Origin of the sequence: Algoriphagus sp. 4150 (assembly GCF_031457395.1) — a bacterium.
GTDB lineage: Bacteria > Bacteroidota > Bacteroidia > Cytophagales > Cyclobacteriaceae > Algoriphagus.
Genome location: NZ_JAVDWS010000001.1, coordinates 584,382 through 604,318 on the forward strand (window position 1 = coordinate 584,382; position 19,937 = coordinate 604,318).

18 protein-coding genes are annotated in these 19,937 nt (G+C 41.6%); 10 read left to right on the forward strand and 8 right to left on the reverse strand.

Annotation, left to right across the window (positions count from 1 at the left end):
• Positions 1-6: 6 nt before the first annotated feature.
• The 6 genes from J2X69_RS02500 to J2X69_RS02525 all read left to right on the forward strand — a co-directional run bounded on the left by J2X69_RS02500 (position 7) and on the right by J2X69_RS02525 (position 6,999).
• Positions 7-399, forward strand: a complete 393-nt coding sequence (locus tag J2X69_RS02500; protein WP_310097933.1) for a helix-turn-helix domain-containing protein — start codon at positions 7-9, stop codon at positions 397-399.
• 167 nt (positions 400-566) lie between these two features.
• Positions 567-1,028: a MarR family transcriptional regulator gene (locus tag J2X69_RS02505; protein WP_310097936.1), complete on the forward strand. Its 462-nt coding sequence runs from the start codon at positions 567-569 to the stop codon at positions 1,026-1,028.
• 72 nt (positions 1,029-1,100) lie between these two features.
• Positions 1,101-2,471, forward strand: a complete 1,371-nt coding sequence (locus J2X69_RS02510; RefSeq protein ID WP_310097939.1) for a TolC family protein — start codon at positions 1,101-1,103, stop codon at positions 2,469-2,471.
• A 19-nt stretch (positions 2,472-2,490) separates the two neighbouring features.
• Positions 2,491-3,543: an efflux RND transporter periplasmic adaptor subunit gene (locus J2X69_RS02515; protein WP_310097942.1), complete on the forward strand. Its 1,053-nt coding sequence runs from the start codon at positions 2,491-2,493 to the stop codon at positions 3,541-3,543.
• Positions 3,544-3,546: 3 nt separating this feature from the next.
• A complete protein-coding gene (locus J2X69_RS02520; RefSeq protein ID WP_310097948.1) occupies positions 3,547-6,705 on the forward strand; it encodes an efflux RND transporter permease subunit in 3,159 nt (1,052 codons plus the stop codon).
• Between the two features lie 63 nt (positions 6,706-6,768).
• Positions 6,769-6,999 carry an acyl carrier protein gene (locus J2X69_RS02525; protein ID WP_310097952.1) on the forward strand — a complete coding sequence of 77 codons (231 nt, stop codon included), beginning with the start codon at positions 6,769-6,771 and terminating at the stop codon, positions 6,997-6,999.
• Positions 7,000-7,120: 121 nt separating this feature from the next.
• On the opposite strand, the gene J2X69_RS02530 is transcribed toward J2X69_RS02525, so the two are convergent.
• From J2X69_RS02530 to J2X69_RS02540, 3 genes are all read right to left on the reverse strand, one after another.
• A complete protein-coding gene (locus J2X69_RS02530; RefSeq protein WP_310097955.1) occupies positions 7,121-9,322 on the reverse strand; it encodes a TonB-dependent receptor in 2,202 nt (733 codons plus the stop codon).
• A 608-nt stretch (positions 9,323-9,930) separates the two neighbouring features.
• On the reverse strand, positions 9,931-12,300 hold the full coding sequence (locus tag J2X69_RS02535; protein WP_310097958.1) for a S9 family peptidase: 2,370 nt from the start codon (positions 12,298-12,300) through the stop codon (positions 9,931-9,933).
• A gap of 27 nt (positions 12,301-12,327) precedes the next feature.
• Complete coding sequence (locus J2X69_RS02540; RefSeq protein WP_310097959.1) at positions 12,328-12,663, reverse strand: Hpt domain-containing protein; 336 nt, start codon at positions 12,661-12,663, stop codon at positions 12,328-12,330.
• A 412-nt stretch (positions 12,664-13,075) separates the two neighbouring features.
• Here J2X69_RS02540 and J2X69_RS02545 point away from each other — a divergent pair, with 412 nt between their 5' ends.
• Entirely contained in the window at positions 13,076-13,723 is a 648-nt protein-coding gene (locus tag J2X69_RS02545; RefSeq protein WP_310097962.1) for a hypothetical protein, read from the forward strand.
• A 144-nt stretch (positions 13,724-13,867) separates the two neighbouring features.
• Here J2X69_RS02545 and J2X69_RS02550 read toward each other — a convergent pair whose 3' ends face one another.
• Both J2X69_RS02550 and J2X69_RS02555 read right to left on the reverse strand, forming a co-directional pair.
• On the reverse strand, positions 13,868-14,485 hold the full coding sequence (locus J2X69_RS02550) for a deoxynucleoside kinase (protein ID WP_310097964.1): 618 nt from the start codon (positions 14,483-14,485) through the stop codon (positions 13,868-13,870).
• A gap of 7 nt (positions 14,486-14,492) precedes the next feature.
• Positions 14,493-15,383: a 3-hydroxybutyryl-CoA dehydrogenase gene (locus J2X69_RS02555; protein WP_310097967.1), complete on the reverse strand. Its 891-nt coding sequence runs from the start codon at positions 15,381-15,383 to the stop codon at positions 14,493-14,495.
• 177 nt (positions 15,384-15,560) lie between these two features.
• Between J2X69_RS02555 and J2X69_RS02560 the strand changes: the two genes are divergently transcribed.
• Positions 15,561-16,397 (forward strand): S1-like domain-containing RNA-binding protein, encoded by an 837-nt coding sequence (locus J2X69_RS02560; RefSeq protein WP_310097970.1) that lies wholly within the window; start codon positions 15,561-15,563, stop codon positions 16,395-16,397.
• Here J2X69_RS02560 and J2X69_RS02565 read toward each other — a convergent pair.
• Positions 16,375-16,749 carry a glutaredoxin gene (locus J2X69_RS02565; protein ID WP_310097973.1) on the reverse strand — a complete coding sequence of 125 codons (375 nt, stop codon included), beginning with the start codon at positions 16,747-16,749 and terminating at the stop codon, positions 16,375-16,377. The two genes, J2X69_RS02560 and J2X69_RS02565, sit on opposite strands and share 23 nt — an antisense overlap.
• A gap of 103 nt (positions 16,750-16,852) precedes the next feature.
• Between J2X69_RS02565 and J2X69_RS02570 the strand changes: the two genes are divergently transcribed.
• Both J2X69_RS02570 and J2X69_RS02575 read left to right on the forward strand, forming a co-directional pair.
• Positions 16,853-17,347, forward strand: coding sequence for a YkgJ family cysteine cluster protein (locus tag J2X69_RS02570; RefSeq protein ID WP_310097975.1), 495 nt, complete (start codon positions 16,853-16,855; stop codon positions 17,345-17,347).
• A 46-nt stretch (positions 17,348-17,393) separates the two neighbouring features.
• A complete protein-coding gene (locus J2X69_RS02575) occupies positions 17,394-18,326 on the forward strand; it encodes an ROK family protein (RefSeq protein ID WP_310097978.1) in 933 nt (310 codons plus the stop codon).
• Here the strand turns inward: J2X69_RS02575 and J2X69_RS02580 are convergent.
• Entirely contained in the window at positions 18,307-18,693 is a 387-nt protein-coding gene (locus tag J2X69_RS02580; protein WP_310097982.1) for a hypothetical protein, read from the reverse strand. The two genes, J2X69_RS02575 and J2X69_RS02580, sit on opposite strands and share 20 nt — an antisense overlap.
• A gap of 2 nt (positions 18,694-18,695) precedes the next feature.
• A complete protein-coding gene (locus tag J2X69_RS02585) occupies positions 18,696-19,928 on the reverse strand; it encodes a sterol desaturase family protein (protein WP_310097985.1) in 1,233 nt (410 codons plus the stop codon).
• Positions 19,929-19,937 lie beyond the last annotated feature (9 nt).

Genomic DNA, 19,937 nt, shown 5'->3' on the forward strand with positions numbered 1-19,937 from the left:
AGACTAATGGAGAAGCTGGATAAATCGAACCACACGCAATGCACAGGTATTATTAGACCTGTACAGGATGCTTTAGACGTATTGAACGGAAAATGGAAGTTGCCTATCATTGTGGCCTTGCTGCATGGGTACAAGCGTTTTTCGGAAATTTCCAGACAGGTACATGGAATTACTGATCGAATGCTTTCGAAGGAACTTCGGGATCTTGAGCTAAATCATCTGGTCAAGAGGACTGTCTACGATACTTTTCCTGTGACAGTGGAATATACAATGACAGAATATGGGGAAACACTCAAGGATGTCATTGAGTCCCTTCATGTTTGGGGAGTGAACCACAGACGCAAAATCTTTGGGGACCATTCATTGCGGGAACCTGTGAACAAGGATCATTTGGTTTGATTGATACTTGCCCTTACTTTAAATTTTCCATCTTTTTCTTAGTGTATTGATTTAAGAATCAACGACCTAGAAAATGCATAAAAAATACTTGGTTCTGTATTTGCAGAACCAAAAGAACTTTATATACCTTTGCACCGTTGTCAGAGCATAACCCAAATTAATTGAAGATGATTTTAACAGAAAGACATAAGGAGTTGATCGAGCGAATTGGTGTATTCCATGAGCATAAGGGAATGCAACCTTTGGTAGGAAGGATTATCGGACTGCTATTGATTCACGAAGAAGGTGAGGTTTCTTTTGATGAAATTGTGGAGCATCTTGGAGTAAGTAAAAGTGCAGTAAGTAATGCATTGACTTTTCTTCAGGCCAAAGGCAGATGTGTCTATTCTACCCGTCCAGGTGATAGAAAAAGATATTTCGCATTGAAGATGAGTGATTGGCGAGAGGATTTTGCTGAAGAACTTGAAAACATTGCAGAGATCCAAAAATTCATAGATGAGGTGCTGGAAGTGAGAACAGACAGAAACCCAGAGTTCAATTGTAAGATGAAGGACTTTTCCAACTTCTTGGGCTTTTTCAAAAAGGAGATTCCAGTTTTGTTTGAACGCTTTAGACGACAACAAGGCTAAAAAAATTTGAACAGTAAGTTCATTAAAAACAGAACCAACTACATATTTTATAACCAACTATTAATCAAAGACATGTTAAAGAAGTATTTAACGTATGCATTTTTCTTATTGGCTCCGGCGGTGGCTATGGGTCAAGAAACGGTGCAGGAATTTAATCTTTCGGATACGCTCACACTGAAAGAGAGTATACAGATTGGTTTGAAGAACAACCGAACACTGAAGAAAGCCATTCTGGATGAAGAAAAGGCTAAGTATCAGAGAAATGAGATCAGAGGATCCGGTCTTCCCCAGTTTTCTGCTTATGGTCAATACAATAATTTCTTGGATGTATTTCCTCAGGCAGTTCCTGGTGGGATTTTCGGCGGCGGTAATCCAAATGATATTGAAGTGATATCCTTGGGTGTACCGCAGTCATTGAAAGCGGGCTTTGAATTGAATCAACTGATTTTCAGCAATTCCTATTTGATAGGTTTGAAAGCGGCTAAAACAGGCGAAGAGTTTTACCATATACTGGCACAGCAGTCAGAAGAAGATGTAATCCGCGAAATATCAATGAATTACTTGGGAGTGATTCAACTGGAACTTCAAAAAGAAAATTTGTTGGCAAACATTGATCAGTTGGGGAGTCTTGAGAAAATTCTTCAATCCCAATATGAGAATGATTTGGCGCGCAAAGTGGATCTAAATAGGGTAAGGGTAAACCTGACTTCTATTAAAAGTGAGCTTGAAAATCTGGAAATCTCTATCTACCAACAAGAGGGTTACCTGAAGCTGTTGATGGGGATTCCGGTAGATACAGAAATCAACCTTGATCAATCTATAGCTGACTCTGATCAGATAATTAAGGCGTTCGAAATACAGGGTTTCAATATTTTAGATAGAAAAGATATACAAGTACTGGGTGTGCAGAAGCAATTGTATGATTACGAGTACAAAAATATCAAAGCCGCCCACCAGCCACAGTTAGTTGGTTTTGCTGACTTCAACAAGAATGCATTCTCTCAGGATTTTGATTTTATGAGCCAAAATAAAGTTTGGTATCAGGGGTTTTTGATCGGATTGAAACTGCAGATTCCAATTTTTGATGGAATGCAGACAAAGTACAAGGCAGCTCAATCCAAAGTGAATGCACAGCAATTAAGTCTTGACCGTCTACAGGCAGAGGATGCGGCAGAATTGGAGTATAAGAATGCACTCAATAAGTATTACAATTCCCTAAGCACACTTAGGTCGCTGGATGGGAATCTTGATCTGGCTGATGAAGTGCTGCAAGAGACCACATTGCTTTACAAGGAAGGCCTGAGTCCATTGACTGACCTCCTGGATGCTGAGACTACCCAGCGTCAGGCACAAGCAAATTATAACAATCAAATCATACAGGTCAGAATCGCCCAATTGGAGATTCTGAATTCCACCGGAAAAATCACAAATCTTTTACTGTAATAGAAAACTCATACCAACGATGAAGAAATTAATAATCATAGCATTACTCCTGATAGGAGTAGGGGCAGTTGCATTCACGCTTTATAATAATAAACAGGAAATGAACGAAGCCGCCACACTAGCCATGAAGTCCAGCGAATACATCTCTGTGACAGTGGAAAAAGTGGAAGAGAAGACCGTTAACAGAAATTTTGAAGCAAACGGAATTTTTGCCCCATCCCAAGAATTGAAATTGATGTCTGAGACTTCAGGGGCGATTATAAAAATCCAACGAAGAAAAGGAGACTATGTGCGCAAAGGAGACTTGCTGGTGCAGGTAGATGACCGTCTGATTCGGTCTGAATATATTATCGCAAAACTAAACAGAGACCAAGCGGAGAAAGACCTGAAGCGTTTTGAAAATCTTGCAGCCACTGATGCGATTACAAAGAAGCAGCTGGAAGAGAACGAAAATGCTTTCAAAATAGCTGATGCACAGTTGACAGCTTTGAAGAAGAGGCTGGACGACACACAGGTGATTGCTCCGATCGCCGGTTTTATCAATCAGGATTACTATGAATTGGGAACCTTGGTGAGCCCGGGAATGCCTTTGGCAGATATCATCAATAAAAATCCATTGAAACTGTCTGTGAAGGTAACTGAAAGTGAAATCTCCAAAGTGAAAATAGGAGATGAGATCGCAGTAAAAGTAAATGCTATATCAAATCAGGACTTTACCGGCAAAGTACACTTCATTTCCGATAAAGCAGACGGTTCTTTCAAGTACGAAGTGGAACTTATCATGAATAGCGCCAACCAGGATCAGATCAAGCCGGGGATGTTCGGTACGGCTCAGTTCAAATTCTCACAGGAAGAGAAAGTGCTGAAGATTGACAGAAAATCAATCGCGGGAAGCCTGAAATCCCCGGGGGTTTACTTGATCAAAAATGATGTGGCAATGTATCAGCCAGTAAAAATCCATCCTTTGGATGATGGTTCTGTAGAAATCCTAGAAGGCTTGACAGCAGGTGACGAAGTGATTGCTTCAGGGCTGATCAATGTGAAAGAAGGAACAAAAGTCAAAGTTCAGTAAACTATGCAAATCACTAAAATATCGATACAACGGTCGACCATGGTGGTCGTACTGTTCACAGTACTGACCTTGCTTGGGATTTTTTCCTACACGCAGCTGTCATACGAGCTATTGCCAAAGATGGAAACCAATGTGGTGACCATATCCACCATCTATCCGGGGGCTGCTCCATCGGAAGTGGAAACATCCGTGACTAAGAAGATCGAGGATGCGGTAGCTTCTTTGGAGGGAATCAAATCCATGAGTTCCATTTCCCAAGAAAGTATCTCCATCATCACTATAGAATTGGAGGCAGGAGAAGATGTGGATTATTCCATGCAGGATGCCCAGCGTAAGATCAATGCGATCTTGGGAGATCTTCCAGATGATGCTGATCCTCCAAGTTTGGGCAAGTTTGATTTGGATGATTTGCCCATCATGCAACTTGCAGTTTACTCCAATCTGAATCCTTCCGATTTTTATGATTTGATCAAGAATAAGGTTCAGCCATCGCTGGCTCAGATCAAAGGTGTGGCTCAAGTGAATATGTTGGGTGGTACTGAGCGTGAGATCAAAGTAAACTTGGATAGAAACAAGCTGGATGGATACGGTATTTCTCCAATTTCGGTAGCACAGGTTATCAATGCGAGCAATCTTGATTTTCCTACCGGAAGGTTGAAAAATAATGAGGGCCAAGTTTTAATCCGTCTTGCGGGGAAATTTCAAAACATTCAGGATATAGAAAATCTGGTGATTGCCTACCGTGATGACGAATCTCCTATACAATTGAAAGAAGTGGCGGAAGTTGCTGACTCTTATAAGGACGAAGATATACTTACCAGATTAAACGGTAAATCAGCAATTGGTCTTACGGTACAAAAACAATCTGATGCAAATGCGGTGGAGGTTTCGGAGATGTTGGAGCATGAACTTTATAATATAGAGCAGACTTATACTGCTGAGGGCGTTTCTTTCCAGATTTCTCAGAATACCTCTGAGTTTACCTTGGAAGCTGCAAATGATGTGATCAAGGATTTGATTATTGCGATTGTGTTGGTGGCTTTGATTATGCTGCTGTTCCTGCACAGTATCCGAAATGCAGTCATTGTAATGGTTGCAGTGCCGGCATCTATCGTGGCCACATTTACAGTGATGTTCTTGGCGGGATTTACACTGAATCTGATGTCATTGCTGGCACTTTCACTTGTAGTGGGTATTCTGGTGGATGATGCCATTGTGGTTATTGAAAATATCTACCGACACCTGGAGATGGGTAAAAGCATAGCCCAGGCTTCATATGACGGTGTTCGTGAGATCGGCTCTACCGTAGTATCCATCACTTTGGTGATTATTGTGGTGTTCGTACCACTGGCGATGACAGGAGGATTGATTGCAGGTATTTTGACCCAATTCAGTATCACGGTGGCCACGGCTACATTGATCAGTTTACTGGTTGCATTTACACTGATTCCGCTACTCACTTCGCGGTTTTCGAAGCTGGAGCATTTGGATAAGAATTCTTTCTTTGGAAAAATCGTCTATGGCTTTGAAGCCGGATTGGATGCCTTTGTGGACTGGTTGATAGGGATTTTGAGATGGGGATTTGCTCATAAATTTGCTTTGTTGGCAATTACGTTCTTACTCTTTATTTCTTCGTTCTTCTTGGTAATCCAAGGCTTTATCGGTTCCGAATTCGTTTCAGAAGGTGATAGAGGGGAATTCCTTCTTAGACTGGAACTGCCTAAGGATGCAACATTGGAGCAGACTAACTTCAAAACCCGCGAAGTAGAGGATTACCTAAGAACTCTTCCTGAGGTCACTGAGGTGTTTACCACCGTGGGTGTGGCCAGTGGTCAGTTTACAGGTTCGCAGTCTTCCCCATTCACTTCTGAGATCTTCGTAAAACTGGTAGAACCTGAATACAGATCTATGACTGGGCCTGACTATGCCAGAAACCTAGAAAATTACTTGGAGGAAAATATTACCGGAGCTGAATATACCGGTGTTCCGATTTCTATCATGGGTACTGCAAATGATGCACCGATTCAGGTGATTGTTTCGGGGCCTGACAAGGATTCCATCCGTGTAGTGTCTGAGAAAATAGAAGCTATTCTGGCAGGATTGAAAGGAACCCGTAAAATCGAGAGCTCACTCGAAGATGGTAATCCTGAAATCCGTGTAGAAGTGGATCGCTATAAAATGAATGAACTTGGCCTTTCCATGGACATGGTGGGCGGAGCACTTCAGGTAGCGTTTAACGGGAACGATGACTCAAAATATACAGACGGTGACTACGAATATGATATTATGATCAAACTGAATGAGTTTGACAGAAAATCTATCTCAGATGTTCAAAACCTTACGTTCTTAAACAGAAATGGAAAGCTGGTGAAGCTAGAGCAGTTTGCAACAGTAAATCAGTCTGAAGGACCGACCAAATTGGAAAGAAGAGATCGTGTTTCCTCCGTGAAAATCACCTCTCAGGTTGCCGGAGTTCCTTCGGGAACAGTGGGAGCCGAATTGACTGCCGCAATAGAGCAAATGGATCTTCCACAGCAGGTGCAGATCAATTATGACGGTGATATGAAAAACCAAAGCGAAGGTTTCGGTTCTTTGGGAATAGCACTTATGGCTTCTATCATTCTGATCTACCTGATCATGGTGGCATTGTATGATTCCTATATCTATCCGCTGGTGGTGATGTTCTCTCTTCCTATGGCATTGATCGGAGCCTTACTTGCTTTGGCACTGACCAAGGGAACCCTAAGTATCTTCTCTATCATGGGATTGATTATGCTTATGGGACTGGTAGCGAAGAATGCGATCTTATTGGTCGATTTCACCAATCAGCTGAAAGAGGCTGGGGTAGAGGTGAAGGCAGCTCTTGAGAAAGCGGTGAAGATACGATTCCGTCCAATCCTGATGACTACGATTGCGATGGTGATAGGTATGATGCCTATCGCTTTGGCGACTGGTGCGGGTGCTGAGTGGAAAAACAGCCTGGCCTGGGTAATCATCGGTGGTTTGCTTTCTTCCATGTTCCTGACTTTGGTCGTGGTTCCTGTGATCTACTATCTGTTTGACAGATTCATGGTGAAAATAGGCAAAGCTGAGAAGAAGCAAATCGAACTCGAAGAGACGAATGTGGAGGAATTTGAATCCGAAGCTGCAGCTTACGTGTAATAATAAATGATTCATTCTACCCGTGTCAGTCGCTTAGATTGACACGGGTTAGCCAAATACCCAATGAAAAACTATAACGATCTCCGCAAAATCTCGAAGGTCTTCCATCAATATGGAATAGACCTGACAGGAAAAAGAAAATACGCTTCTTTCGAAAGCGATTTGAGAATGGATAAAGTATTCGTTTCCGGCTTGATCTTCGAGCTGGAATACGAACTAAGAAAAGAGATTGCCGATGATAAGGTTGAAGGTGTACAGGCACCCGCCCAGATTATTGAATTGTTGATGAGTTAATGTTTTGAAAAAGAGTCCCGCACGTGCGGGACTCTTTTTTATTTGTTATGTGACTAGCATAAGTAGTGGCTGCAAGTTGAAAATTCCTAACACTTTATATAGACTGTTTTTCTTATCACCATTAGAATTTGTAAGCTACACGTGCAGCAAAATTTCTGGGTTTTTGGGGATTTACAGACCAGTAACCAATGTAATAGGTTTCGTTGGTAAGGTTGTTTACATTGGCAGAAACGGTGAACCTTTCGCCACTATAAAACAATGAACTGTTCAAAAGAGTATAACTGGGAAGGTTAAACACACCTGTAACACTATTGTCAATCACTTTGTACACGCCGGCATAATTACCGCCAAACCCTAAGCCGAAATTTTTGAGTTTACCGGAGTCGATTTTATAAGTTCCCCAAAAGTTGGCCAATGTTTGCGGTCCCTGTCCACCTGGACTTCTTCCTTCCTCGTTGTAGAAGTCATTTGGTGTTGCCGTGTTGCCTTCAGTTACTTCGATTTTACCATAGCTAAACCCTGCTATAAAATTCAATCGGGGTATTGGATTTGCCTTTATTTCCAATTCGAAGCCTCTGCTTCTTGTCTTTCCACCTTGTATGGCACTTGTCGGTGAATAGTACACACGGTTCGAAACCCTTACATCATACAAGGAAACAGTCGCCGACAATTTCCCTTCCATTAAGATGGTTTTGGCTCCAGCTTCCATTTGATTGGCATGCTCTGGCTTAAATGTCTTTACACCAAGGCTATTTCCCCCATCATCAAAAATTTCCCTTGGTGCTACATTGTAAAAAGTGTTCATATAGTTCCCGAAAAGAGAGAGTTTGTCATCAATCGGTTGGTACACCAATCCAAATTTTGGAGAAAAGGTTAGTTGATTGTAGTCTTCCGAGTTTTCATTTGTCTTATTATTAAAATAATCAAGCCTTAAACCTATTAACGTGGATAGTGTAGGAGTGATTTGTAACATATCCGACACATAGGCACTATAAGCGCTATTTGTGATTTTGGTATTTGAATGATTGCTGGCAGCTAATTGATCTGCGATGATGGATGAGTTCAGTCCATCAGGATTAGAAGGATCTAAGGCAATAAAATCACCCTGAGGATTTATCCTTCTTGTGGGAATCCAGCCAGAACTCTTGTTTTCCACGGTTCTTGTAAAAAAGTCCACTCCAATTAGGAGCATGTTCCTCAGCTTGCCTATTTTAAAATCACCATTGAAGTTCTGTTGTACATCTAACGTGTTAGTGTTATAATCCTGATTGTTGAAATACTGATAAAAATAATCCCGCTGTGAAGGTTGATCCGGGTCTGTTCCCCATAGGTAGGTATAAATTCCGTCCGACTTAATATTACTTGCGGAAAACACAGTTTGTGAGTTCCAACTATTACCGAGTTTGTACAAAGCTTGAGCTTGCAGATTCTTTCTTGGGTTCATGATCGTCAAATCATTATTGGTGAAAGACATCTTATTGTTGAGATTTAGCTCTTCAATGTTTTTGAATTCCAAAGGGCTCTGACGGTCTGTATGGAAGAGCACAGGTGGAACCGCCCGTTTCTCCTCCAGAATTTCCATCAGTAGGGAAATTGTGAGTTTGTCATTTACTTCATATGCAAATGTTGGCGAGATAAAAAATGATTTTTTAAACCCGGCGTCTTGAAAGCTATTTTCGGTATGAAGGGCAGTATTTAACCGAAGTGCCATTTTTTTTGTTTTGTTCAATGGAGTGTTGACATCGACAGTCAGCCTATGCAAACCAAAACTGCCGGTATTGTAGGCCACTTCACCGCCAAAACCTAGATAAGGTTTTTTAGTGATCGTATTGATAATGCCGCCATAGCCGTAGAAACTGGCACCGAATAATGTACCCGAAGGCCCTTTTATGACCTGTATTTCCTCGACATTGGAAGGATCAAGGTTGCCACTGACCAATCCCGGCAATCCGTTCACCAATGCCGGTTGTGCCTCAAATCCTCTTAAGGAAAAATAAGCGCCACCATCCCCGCCACGTCCTGTGGATTCCCAGCTTTTCGCTATGCCGGGGACATTCCTCAATGCATCGTCGTAATTGCTGATCACCTGCTCTTTCATTAATTCTGCGGATACGCTCGTATATACCTGTGGGTTTTCCAGGTTTTTTAGCGGCATTTTTGCCACAAATTCTGAGTTGGCATTCTTGACAATATTCTGGGTACCGAGCACGACCACTTCCATCAGATTGGATACCTTGGTCGTGTCTTTCTCCGCTTCCTGCGCAAAGACAGTTGACATGCTCCCCGTCAACACAAAAAGAGCAAGAGTATAATATTTTCTCATATTATTTTTATTTAGATTAATTAAATACAAATATATATTCTGATACCCTTTGTCCCAAATTTAGATTTACTTTTATTTATCTAATTGATTATAAGTGAGTTACTTGCTGATTCCTTACTGAGCCTATCAGATGTATTTAGTAGAATCCACACTTTTATTCAGATTAAGGTTAAAAAAACTGTTGTATGAACTTCTGTTTTACCCAAACAGGCGGTATGTTTGACTGGTACTTACCGGTTTTTGTTTTACAGTACAGTTACTTGGGTAATAAAAATATAAGCTGAAGTCATTCTCTTGAATGATCTGTATATTTTGCCTGTTGATTAAACAATGAGTCATGATTATTTTATGAAAAAGGAATTTGGGTAATTCTCTTGCTTTGAAAAAAAATGCACAGAATTCATTTAAAAAAAGAGGCTGTCTCATAACTCATAATTGTCTCATTGAGCGCCCGCCTCCCGGAGGACTGGAAGCCGAAATGAGCTTAATTAGCACTTAAAGGGCTTCGGCTTTCATGCCTTCGGCAGACTGGCTGCTCAGCCTGACAAGAAAACCTGATTATGAGACAGCCTTAAACTGGAATTTACTTTTTGCTTGCTTTTTTAATACTATTCCTCCAAAAGTGTTTCATTAAATAACTTTAAAATCCGTTTGTATTCATCCGTCCAGGAGCTTGGCTCCACGAATCCATGGTCTTCCACCGGATAGATAGCCATTTCCCAATTGTCTTTTCCCAATTCTATAAATCGCTGCGAAAGCCTTACCACATCCTGGAAATGCACATTTACATCGACCATTCCATGAGCCATCAGCAAGTTTCCCTTTAGGCCTTCGGCAAAGTAAATAGGAGAGGAACGACGGTACGCGATGGGGTCTTCCTCCGGTGTGTTGAGAATATTGGCAGTGTAGCCGTGATTGTAATGCGCCCAGTCAGTAACTGAACGTAGCGCTGCACCGGATTTGAATGTTTCAGAAGCATTGAAAAGTGCCATCAACGTGATGAATCCACCATAACTACCGCCGTATAAACCCACACGATCCGGATCGACTCCATGAGAAGACACGAGGTATTTCACACCATCAACTTGATCGGATAGGTCTTTCCCTCCCATATGACGGTAGATACCCGTTCTCCAGTCACGGCCATATCCGGCAGATCCTCTGTAGTCAATATCCAACACCGTGTAGCCCAAATCTGTCAACAGGTTATGAAACATGTATTCCCTAAAATAGCTGCTCCACCATTTATGGACGTTTTGTAAGTAGCCTGCGCCATGGACAAACACTACAGCTGCACCATTCTTTTTGGCCGGATCGGGTAGGTAAAGTCTTGCAGGTACCTGAGCTCCATCTTCTGCGGTAAACCTTACAAGTTCAGGCTCTCTCCAATTGTAAGCTTTGAATTCCTCGCTTTGACCGGAGGTTAATTGCTCAGGTTTTGCACCTACTTTATTGTCTTGGAGGTAAAGCTCTGCGGGCTTATTGCTGTAGGAATAGATAATGGCAAGTTTTTTCTCATCAGGAGAAAGAGAAACTTCATTGTTACCCGTGAGGGAGGTTAGTTTTTGCATTTTTCCACCCATCACCGGCATCTTGTAGAAGTGCCGCTCACCGGGATCTACTTCAGACGTGGTCAAGTACCATGATTTTTTGTCCTTGGATAGGAAAGGATTAAACACCTCGTAATCTCCTGAAGTGAGCGCTTTCTTTTCACCGGAAACGACATCCAGCAGGTAAAGGTGAGAATATCCACTTTCTTCCGACTGAAAGTAAATGTGCTTATTATCAGGGAGCCATCCCATTGTCCCGCCGGAGAATGAATAACCAATTCCGGGACCTGCAATCCACGCTTCATCGCGTTGTCTATCAAGTGTGTTCAATTTCCCTGTTTCCAAATCTATGGAAGCAATCCATCGATCTTTATTGTCGGTAGACCGGATGTTTAGGATAGCTTTTTTGCCATCAGGAGAAAAATATGGATTTGAGAAAATGACATCTCTTTCTTTCTCTTCCCATTCTTTGTCGGGGTAGTCAGCTACATAATCCGGCAAATCTTTGATTCCCGGTAATTCAGAAGAACTTATGAAATACACCGTATCGCGCTGTAAATCGTAGATTCCCACATCCGTTTTAGTGGGAGTTGAGCCGACTTTTGACCGTGCGTTCAGTTCCACCGTATATCCGGAAGCATCCACGTAATCCGGAACTTTGGTATTCTTATTCTCTGAAGAATTATAGATGGTGAATGAGGCGTAGTTTCCGTCAGGAGACAACTGTAGATTTACCGGGCTTTTCCCCTCGGTATAGTAGGCGAATTTATCCTTCTCCGAATCACGATAAGTCTCCCTATAATCCTTTTGCATTTTATTTTTCTCTTTTCGCTCTCTTACCACATCAAGGAGTTCAAGATTTTCGGATTCCAGCCATTTTACCTTTTCATCTTCACTGTTGGAATCGTCTTTTGGCTTGGATTCCGTGGATATGTTGGTGACTTTTCGGAATATTTTGGAAGACCTATTGAAGATAAAAATATTGCTCTTTGAGGCGAATGAGATCTCCATTTCATTTGCCATAAACTTTGGATTAGTAAAGTTCTCCGGCCATTCAAGAAGCAACTCAGTCGAGTGAGAAATCATGTTTTCAAGCATCAACTTTCTGTCCGCTTGATATACGCGTAGAGACTTGTCTGTATTAAAATCCTCTTCACTACGCTCATTGTCCTTTAGCTCTTTCCAACTCACTTTAGAAATGGAGGTTTTATTGGCTAAATTTAGTTTGTACAATGAATCAGCGGGGTTCTTTTCAGGATTATACCGGAAGTAAATAGTCTGGGAATCGTCGCTCCATGATGCTGAAGAAGGGAAAGTTCCCATCCACGTCGGATCCTGCATGATGTGTTCTACACTTAAAGTTGATTGAGCCTGAGCTTGCAAAAAGGCAATGCAAAGCAAAGGCAGAAACAGTAGTTTTCGCTGCATATTCTTATGGGTTTGTTTATTCTGAATTTAATTTAGTGTTGCAAGAAATTGATTCAATTCAGTTTCTATCTCGATAAGGTGTGCTTGAAGGCTTTCATTCAATTCAGGGAAATCTCCGGGATTAGTTTCAATCTCTTCTAAAATTTTTCGTGTCTTTTGAGCTCCTATGTATACCATTGTTGGCTTGGCTTTGTGGCAACGGTTATTAACTGTTGCATATTGATCCAGCTTATAGTATGTGTCCAACTCCTTCAAATCTTTGATATTGGTATCTAAAATTATCTGAATCATTTCTCTAATCATCTCTGGTTTATCTTCCCCAAAGTACTGATAAATCGACTGCGTACTTATGAATTTATACATGACTGGATGGAGAAGGTGCTAAAATGTAAAAAAGTCGGTTTGGCAACCATCTACCTAAAATTAACCACATTTTTGAAAAAGTATGATTTTCAACAAAGTTTTTCACTAATTCATGAACAATGGCCTTGGATTTCCTATGATTGGTTAATTTTGCACTCCATCAAGACAGACATTTAATCCGATATGCAGCGGAATAAGAAAATATTTTTGATCCTGTTTGTGATATTCATGTTGATCATGTGCTGGATCGGATATGATATTTCACAGAGAACGACTTTTCCCGGCTCCAAGGGAAATTTAGAGCAGCGAATAGGTGATGACCTGGAAAAAGGGAGAAAATAATTTCCTTCAATACTAATTTGTATGATGGATTACGACTACGCGGTAGCCTTACCGGGATAAAACCAACTCAATGGATAACTTAATGACCCGCCAGCTTGACCTTATTTTACGGGAAGGGGAAGTGGATTTTGAACGGGATTTTGAATTAGAATTAGAACCGAAATACCTGGACCAAAAGGGACGAAAATGGGTTACAGAAATCTATGAAGACCTCGGCGGAGTTGGAAAGTATCCTTTGCTTGAGAAGTTGAAGTTTGACTTTAAAATCAATCGTAATCTGTTTGTCTATGATGATGAAATTCACTTCAATAGGTATCGTCTAATAACTTTTAGATCAGATCTTTATTCTGAGTTGAATTTTCCTTTTATGGAGACTCAGAAAAGGCTATGTAGAAGCTATGAAAAGGAATGCCTGAAGGTGGGGATGCAGCAAAGAATCTGGAATGGAGCTCCTTTGGCCAAGCATTGTTTTGGAGAAGCGACTGAGCCTGGAGACTTCTCCGGAAATGGGGCAACAGGATGGAAGCTTACCGCCTACAACGACTGTCAGTATGATATACAGACAAGAATTCACGGCTATAAGTTTTTTCGGATCACACCATTCGAGACGCTGATGACCGGTGGATCTCTGAAGCGATTGGATCAATTGCTTATCAATCCAAAAGAGGAGCAACGGGCAATGCTGTTGAATTGGTTTATCAGGAAATATAAAGGGTGATTTTTTCACCGCAGAGTCACAAAGATTTTCGCAGAGGTCGCTATGTCGGATGAGCAAGAATAATGTGTTTCCTTTCCGCTTAGTAGTTCAGCCCTATGCTTTTCTATGTGACTATATGGTTTATTGATTTCAGTGCTTTATATCTTAGGAAAATAGACCAAATATCTCTCTCTCCACTTTTTCCACTACAAAAGAGAAATCGCCCGGATTCTCCACAAAATCCAGTTTAGTGACATCTATAATCAATAATTTCCCCTCAGTGTAGCCGGTGATCCATTCTTCATAATGTGTGTTGAGGTTTTTCAGATAATCTATCCGCATGGTCGTCTCATAGCTTCTCCCACGTTTTTCTATCTGCCCCACAAGTTTCGGGATATCAGCTTTCAGATAAATCAAAAGGTCGGGAGCTTTCACATGAGCGATCATACTTGTGAATAAGCTTTGGTAATTTTGATAATCCCGCTCGGTCAACAGTTTACTTTTATAGAGGTTGGCAGCGAAAATATAGGCATCTTCATAGATAGTCCTATCCTGAATAGTAGGAGTCTTACTTTCCTGAAGGGTCTTGATTTGGTTGAATCGGGAGTTTAGAAAATACACCTGAAGGTGGAAAGCCCATCTTTTCATATCTTCATAGAAGTCAGGTAGATAAGGGTTTTCATCTACAGCTTCGAATTCAGCCTTCCAGCCATAGTGTTTGGCCAGTTTTTCGGTGAGGGTGGTCTTACCGCTACCTATATTTCCGGATACAGCAATGTGCATAGTCTAGTTAGTTGTCAAAGCGGGGAGCAACAACCAAATCCTTGCTGCCGGCAGTGTATTTATAGAATCCTTCTCCGGTCTTGACTCCTTTGTAGCCGGCCTGAACCATATTCACCAGCAAAGGACATGGAGCGTATTTTGGGTTGCCAAAACCCTCATGAAGCACTTTGAGGATAGAAAGGCAGACATCCAAACCTATAAAATCCGCCAGCTGCAAAGGTCCCATGGGATGTGCCATTCCAAGTTTCATCACAGTATCAATCTCATTCACACCAGCCACTCCTTCGAATAGGGAGTAGATCGCCTCATTGATCATAGGCATCAATATTCTGTTTGCCACAAATCCCGGATAATCATTCACTTCTACGGGATCTTTTGAGAGTTTGGTAGATAAAGCCATGATTCTGCCGGTCACTTCATCAGAAGTAGCATATCCGCGGATTACTTCCACCAGCTTCATCACCGGTACCGGATTCATAAAATGCATTCCAATCACCTGTTTCGGTCTGTTGGTTACGGAAGCTATTTTTGTGATGGAAATAGATGAAGTGTTGCTGGCCAGAATAGCCGCTTCCGGACTTAATCTATCGATCTGCCGGAAAAGATCCAGTTTGATCTCCATATTCTCCGTGGCCGCTTCCACCACAAGATCAGCTGATTTGACACCTGCTTCCAAGTCGGTGAAAGTGGCAATTCTTCCCAGTGTTGCCCTTTTATCGTCTTCGGAAATCAACTCTTTACCTACTTGCCTGTCTAGATTCTTATGAATGGTAGCCATGGCTTTGTCCAAAAAATCCTGTTTGATATCTATCAGACTGACTTCATAGCCATGCTGCGCAAATACATGGGCAATGCCGTTTCCCATAGTGCCGGAACCAATGACAGAGATGTTTTTCATAAGGAGGTGATTAAGGATTAAAGTTAAATTTGGGTCTATATCAACGGAATTAAACAGTTGAAGAGTTCAAAGCTAATCCTGCCTGTTACCAAATCCAATTTTTTAACTTTTGATTTCATGGCTTTGTTTGTCACAAAAGTTCAGTTTCAAACTGCGATTATTGCCTACCTTTAGGGCATGAAAGAACTTGGTCTAATTTCAAAATTACCCATCAATAGATTTACGGATTTCGGTGCTTACTTGGCTCTCAGTTCAGGTGAAGAACTTTTGCTTCCCAAAGGATACCTCACGGGAGAGGAAAAAGAAGGAGACGAAATTGAAGTTTTTGTTTACACAGACAGTGAGGATCGACCGGTGGCAGTGACGCAGAAGCCTTTGGCGCTTTTGGACGAATTTGCTGTTCTAGAAGCTAAGGAAGTCACCTCTTTCGGAGCATTTGTGGATTGGGGACTGCCAAAAGATCTGTTTGTGCCTAAATCCGAAATGGGCAAAAACATGGAAGTTGGCCAAAAGTACTTGGTGAAGATCTGTGTGGATTACAAAACCAACCGATTAATCGGAGTCAATAAGTATCGGGACTTCATGCGGTTGGCTCCGCTGGATTGGGAGGAAGGAAAGGAACTTGAAGGAGTGGTTTTCGAGGAGACCGATTTGGGATTCAAAGTATTGATAGACAACCAATATGAGGGTTTACTTTTTAAAAATGAGGTTTTCCAACCCTTGGAATTGGGCGTAAAACGTAAAATATATGTGAAAAAGAACCGGGAAGACGGTAAGTTGGATCTGCAGTTGCTTCCTCCCGGTCGCGTGAAGTACGATGAGGGATCAGAAAAAATACTTGCAATTCTGGAATCAAAAGGTTTTTTGCCGGTGCATGACAAATCATCCCCCGAAGAAATTCAGGAGTATTTGGAAATGAGCAAAAAGCATTTCAAACAGTGCATTGGCCAGTTGTACAAAGCGAGAATGATTCAAATCGAGCCCGATGGAATCAGACTAAATGCATCGAATTAAGCTTTAAGATATCAGTAGGTGTAAGGCATAGCACTGCGTTTCCACGAAGACTGGCTATGGGCGCTTTGATCAGATTGGGAGATTTGATCAAGATGTTGAGCCAGCTTTCGTCATCCCAATTTTTGCCTGCGATGAATTTCTGATAATCAGGATGGGCCCGGTTGAGCAGATCCTTAGCTCTGAGATTCAGTTTGAGCAAAAGACTATTCCATTGGGTGGGTGTAAGCTTTTCTTTACTCAGGTCAATTGTATTGACGAATTGGGAGATTGACTTGGCATAAGCAAGCGTTTGCTTATCTACCACCTGAGTGGGAGAATGGTAGAAATACAGTTCTGAAGGATGAGTTTTCATGACTAAAAGGGTTTGATGATTTATAAGATACTGAAAATCTATGTTTTATAAAAGAGTTTTTTTTCTTAATTAACGGTTTTACCTAATTGAACTTCCATAAAAAATGGCTATTGACCTTGAGAATTTTGGTAAAGAGTGTAAATCAGAATATTCTTCTCACCAAAAATTAAAAGCCAGGCTTAAGAAATTAAAACCAAAGCTACTGGACGAAAGATTTGGGATATTGCATGAGGAGACCTTCAGCGGGATAGACTGCTTAGATTGCGCCAACTGTTGTAAGACGACAAGCCCTATTTTTCTGTATACAGATATTGATCGCCTTGCCAAAGTTTTTCGAATGAAGAGCAGTGCTTTTATTGATGAGTACTTACATAGGGATGAGGAAGGAGATTTTGTGTTGAATTCTTCTCCCTGTACATTTTTGGGTCAGGACAATAAATGCCTCGTGTATGAAGATAGGCCGAAGGCTTGTAGGGAATATCCTCACACCAACCGTAAAAAAATGCATGGTATTTTGGAACTTTCGCTTAAAAATACCCTTGTTTGCCCTGCTGTTTTCAAAATTTTCCAGCAGATTGGCAAGGATTATAGGAAGTAATGCTATTCTTTTGCTTTTTTGAAACCGTAAACCTATTAATAATATTATGCAAAATCAGGAAGCACAATTCCTAGGAGTGGATGTGGGGGGAACTCACTTGAAAATCGGCCTTGTAGATAAGGAAGGAAAAATTTTGGACTTTGTAAAGGAAGATACCACCTCTTACCGTGATCATCCTGAAGGCTTTGGGCCTGCTTTTATTACAGGATTGGGGAAGTTTCTGACCAAATATCCCAACGTAAAAGATGTGGGAATTGGCTTACCGGGTATGATTTCAAAGGACAGGACTACTGCTCTTGAGATTCCTGCAATCCCTACACTTAACGGTTTCAATCTCAAAAGAGGATTGGAAGAGAAGTATCCGGGATATGATTTTGCTTTGGAAAATGATGCAGCAGCAGCTGCAATCGGAGAGTTTTATTTTGGAAAGGATGAACCCTCTCAGAATTTCCTTTTCATCACCATGGGAACAGGAATTGGCAGTGCTTTGGTATTGGACGGAGAAGTGTTCAAAGGATCCAGAGGAAATGCAATGGAAATGGGGCATATGCTTTCTCAGGGAGCAGCAAGGCTTGAGACGCTTATCGGAAGACAGGGAATTTTGAATATTATGTCGCGTTTTATAGATGCATATCCCGAAAAGGCCGGAGTTTTGGTTGGTGCCGAACTGGGGACTCACCTTCTAGTTGACACAGCCAAGGCCGGAAATCCCGTGTCATTGATGGTATTCGAAGAGGTAGGGAGGATTCTGGGAGAAGCCATTGTATCGGCTATCCGTATTCTGGATGTGACCGATGTGTATTTTGGCGGTGGAATTTCTGCCGGACTGGAATTTATGATGCCTACACTGGAGCGTACCATCAAACAATATTTATCCCAGTATTATAGTAAGGATTTGATTTTGAAGAAAGCCACTCTCGAAAACAATGCAGGAACCCTTGGGGCTGCAGCACTGTGTTTTATGGGTTCTGGGTTGTAATAGTCACCTCGGATACTTTACTTATAGCATTCAGTCGAAAAAGAACTCTCAGGGGTTCTTTTTCCATTTCCACTCCATCACAGTTACCACTGGGTTCTAGAAAGTAGAAGAAGAAAGTTTGGCTTTTATCCACCAATTCCACACGGTCCGGACGACCAAATGTCTTGATCAAGGCTTGGTTGTCAGCACCTAGATAAGAGTGCTTTAATCGCTCAAACTCTTCCAAATCCTGTATTCTTAATCCCTTGCAGCCATATCGGTCAGATTTCCAGTTTTCCATATTCATATCTCCTGTGTCTTTTTTTGAGCTGCAGGAAGAGGCAATGGAAAGAAACAGGACAGAGAAAAACAATAAGGATTTATTCATGATTACACAGAAATGGAATGGATTTGCGATTTGAGCTGCTGGTTTTTCCAAAGCCAGTAGAAAGAGGCCAAACAATATGCGCCTGAAACTCCGACTAGGATCGGCAAAGGTAGGAGAGATTGAACTAAGAAAAAGACAACAGCTGCAAAAGCAAGAATTCTTATTACTTCTTGTGGCAGATACCAGTTTTTGTTTTCAAAGACTCCTGAGAAACTTATCGTAGTCCACATGATGAGTGCGCTTACTAGAACTTTGGGCAGCCAGTTAAAACTGTCCACTTCGAAGAGGAAGAAACCTGTAAGCAGTAAGATGAAAATATATTGGGCAAACACATACCAATTCAGTGAATTGGGAACTACTGTATCGAACTTCTGATAATCAGCTTCCACCTCTTTGGGCGCGCGATACCCCCCGAGCGATTCCGGTAGCCAGCCGGGTTTGTAAAAGAGGTATTTCATACGATCCGACCAATTGGGGATCATTTTCCATTCTTCTTTCATATTGGCATAATGGGCAAGATTCACCCAGAGTGGGTTCCAGCTTTTTACGGGGGTGGTTATACCGTATGTGGGTTTTTCCTCTTCCTGCTGAAAGGTGCCAAACCATTTATCGAAAATGATGAAAGTGCCTCCATGATTCTTGTCGATGTACTTGGGATTGCGGCCGTGATGAACGCGATGATGGGAAGGCGTATTCATGAATTTCTCCAAAAATCCCATTCTGCCTATTGCTTCGGTATGAATCCAGAATTGGTACAATAGGTTGATTCCTGATGCCAGCACCAGCATGATGGGATCAAACCCAAGTAGTGCAAGCGGGAAATAAAAAAAGAAGGTCCAAATAGTCTGGGTGCTGCTCTGGCGGAGTGCTACCGAAAGATTATATTCTTCACTGGAGTGATGCACTACATGGCCTCCCCAGAATAGATTTACCTCGTGACTCATCCGATGCGCCCAATAGTAGCAAAAATCATAAAGGAAGAATAGGAGGCAAAATGTCCAGATGTTGTTGGGGATAGCAAAGAGGGCGAGATGCTGAAAGATCAAGGTGTAAATCCCGATGGAAAGTACCTTGATGAAGACGCCGGTGACTTGAGAAAGTACACCACAATTGATATTTGTAATAGCATCATTAAGCCTATATCCTGGATGTCTTTGAAATCTGAGGGCAATCATTTCTATTGCCATCAAAATGAAATACATCGGAATCGCGATCACTACTGGGCTGAGGTTCATTATTTTGGG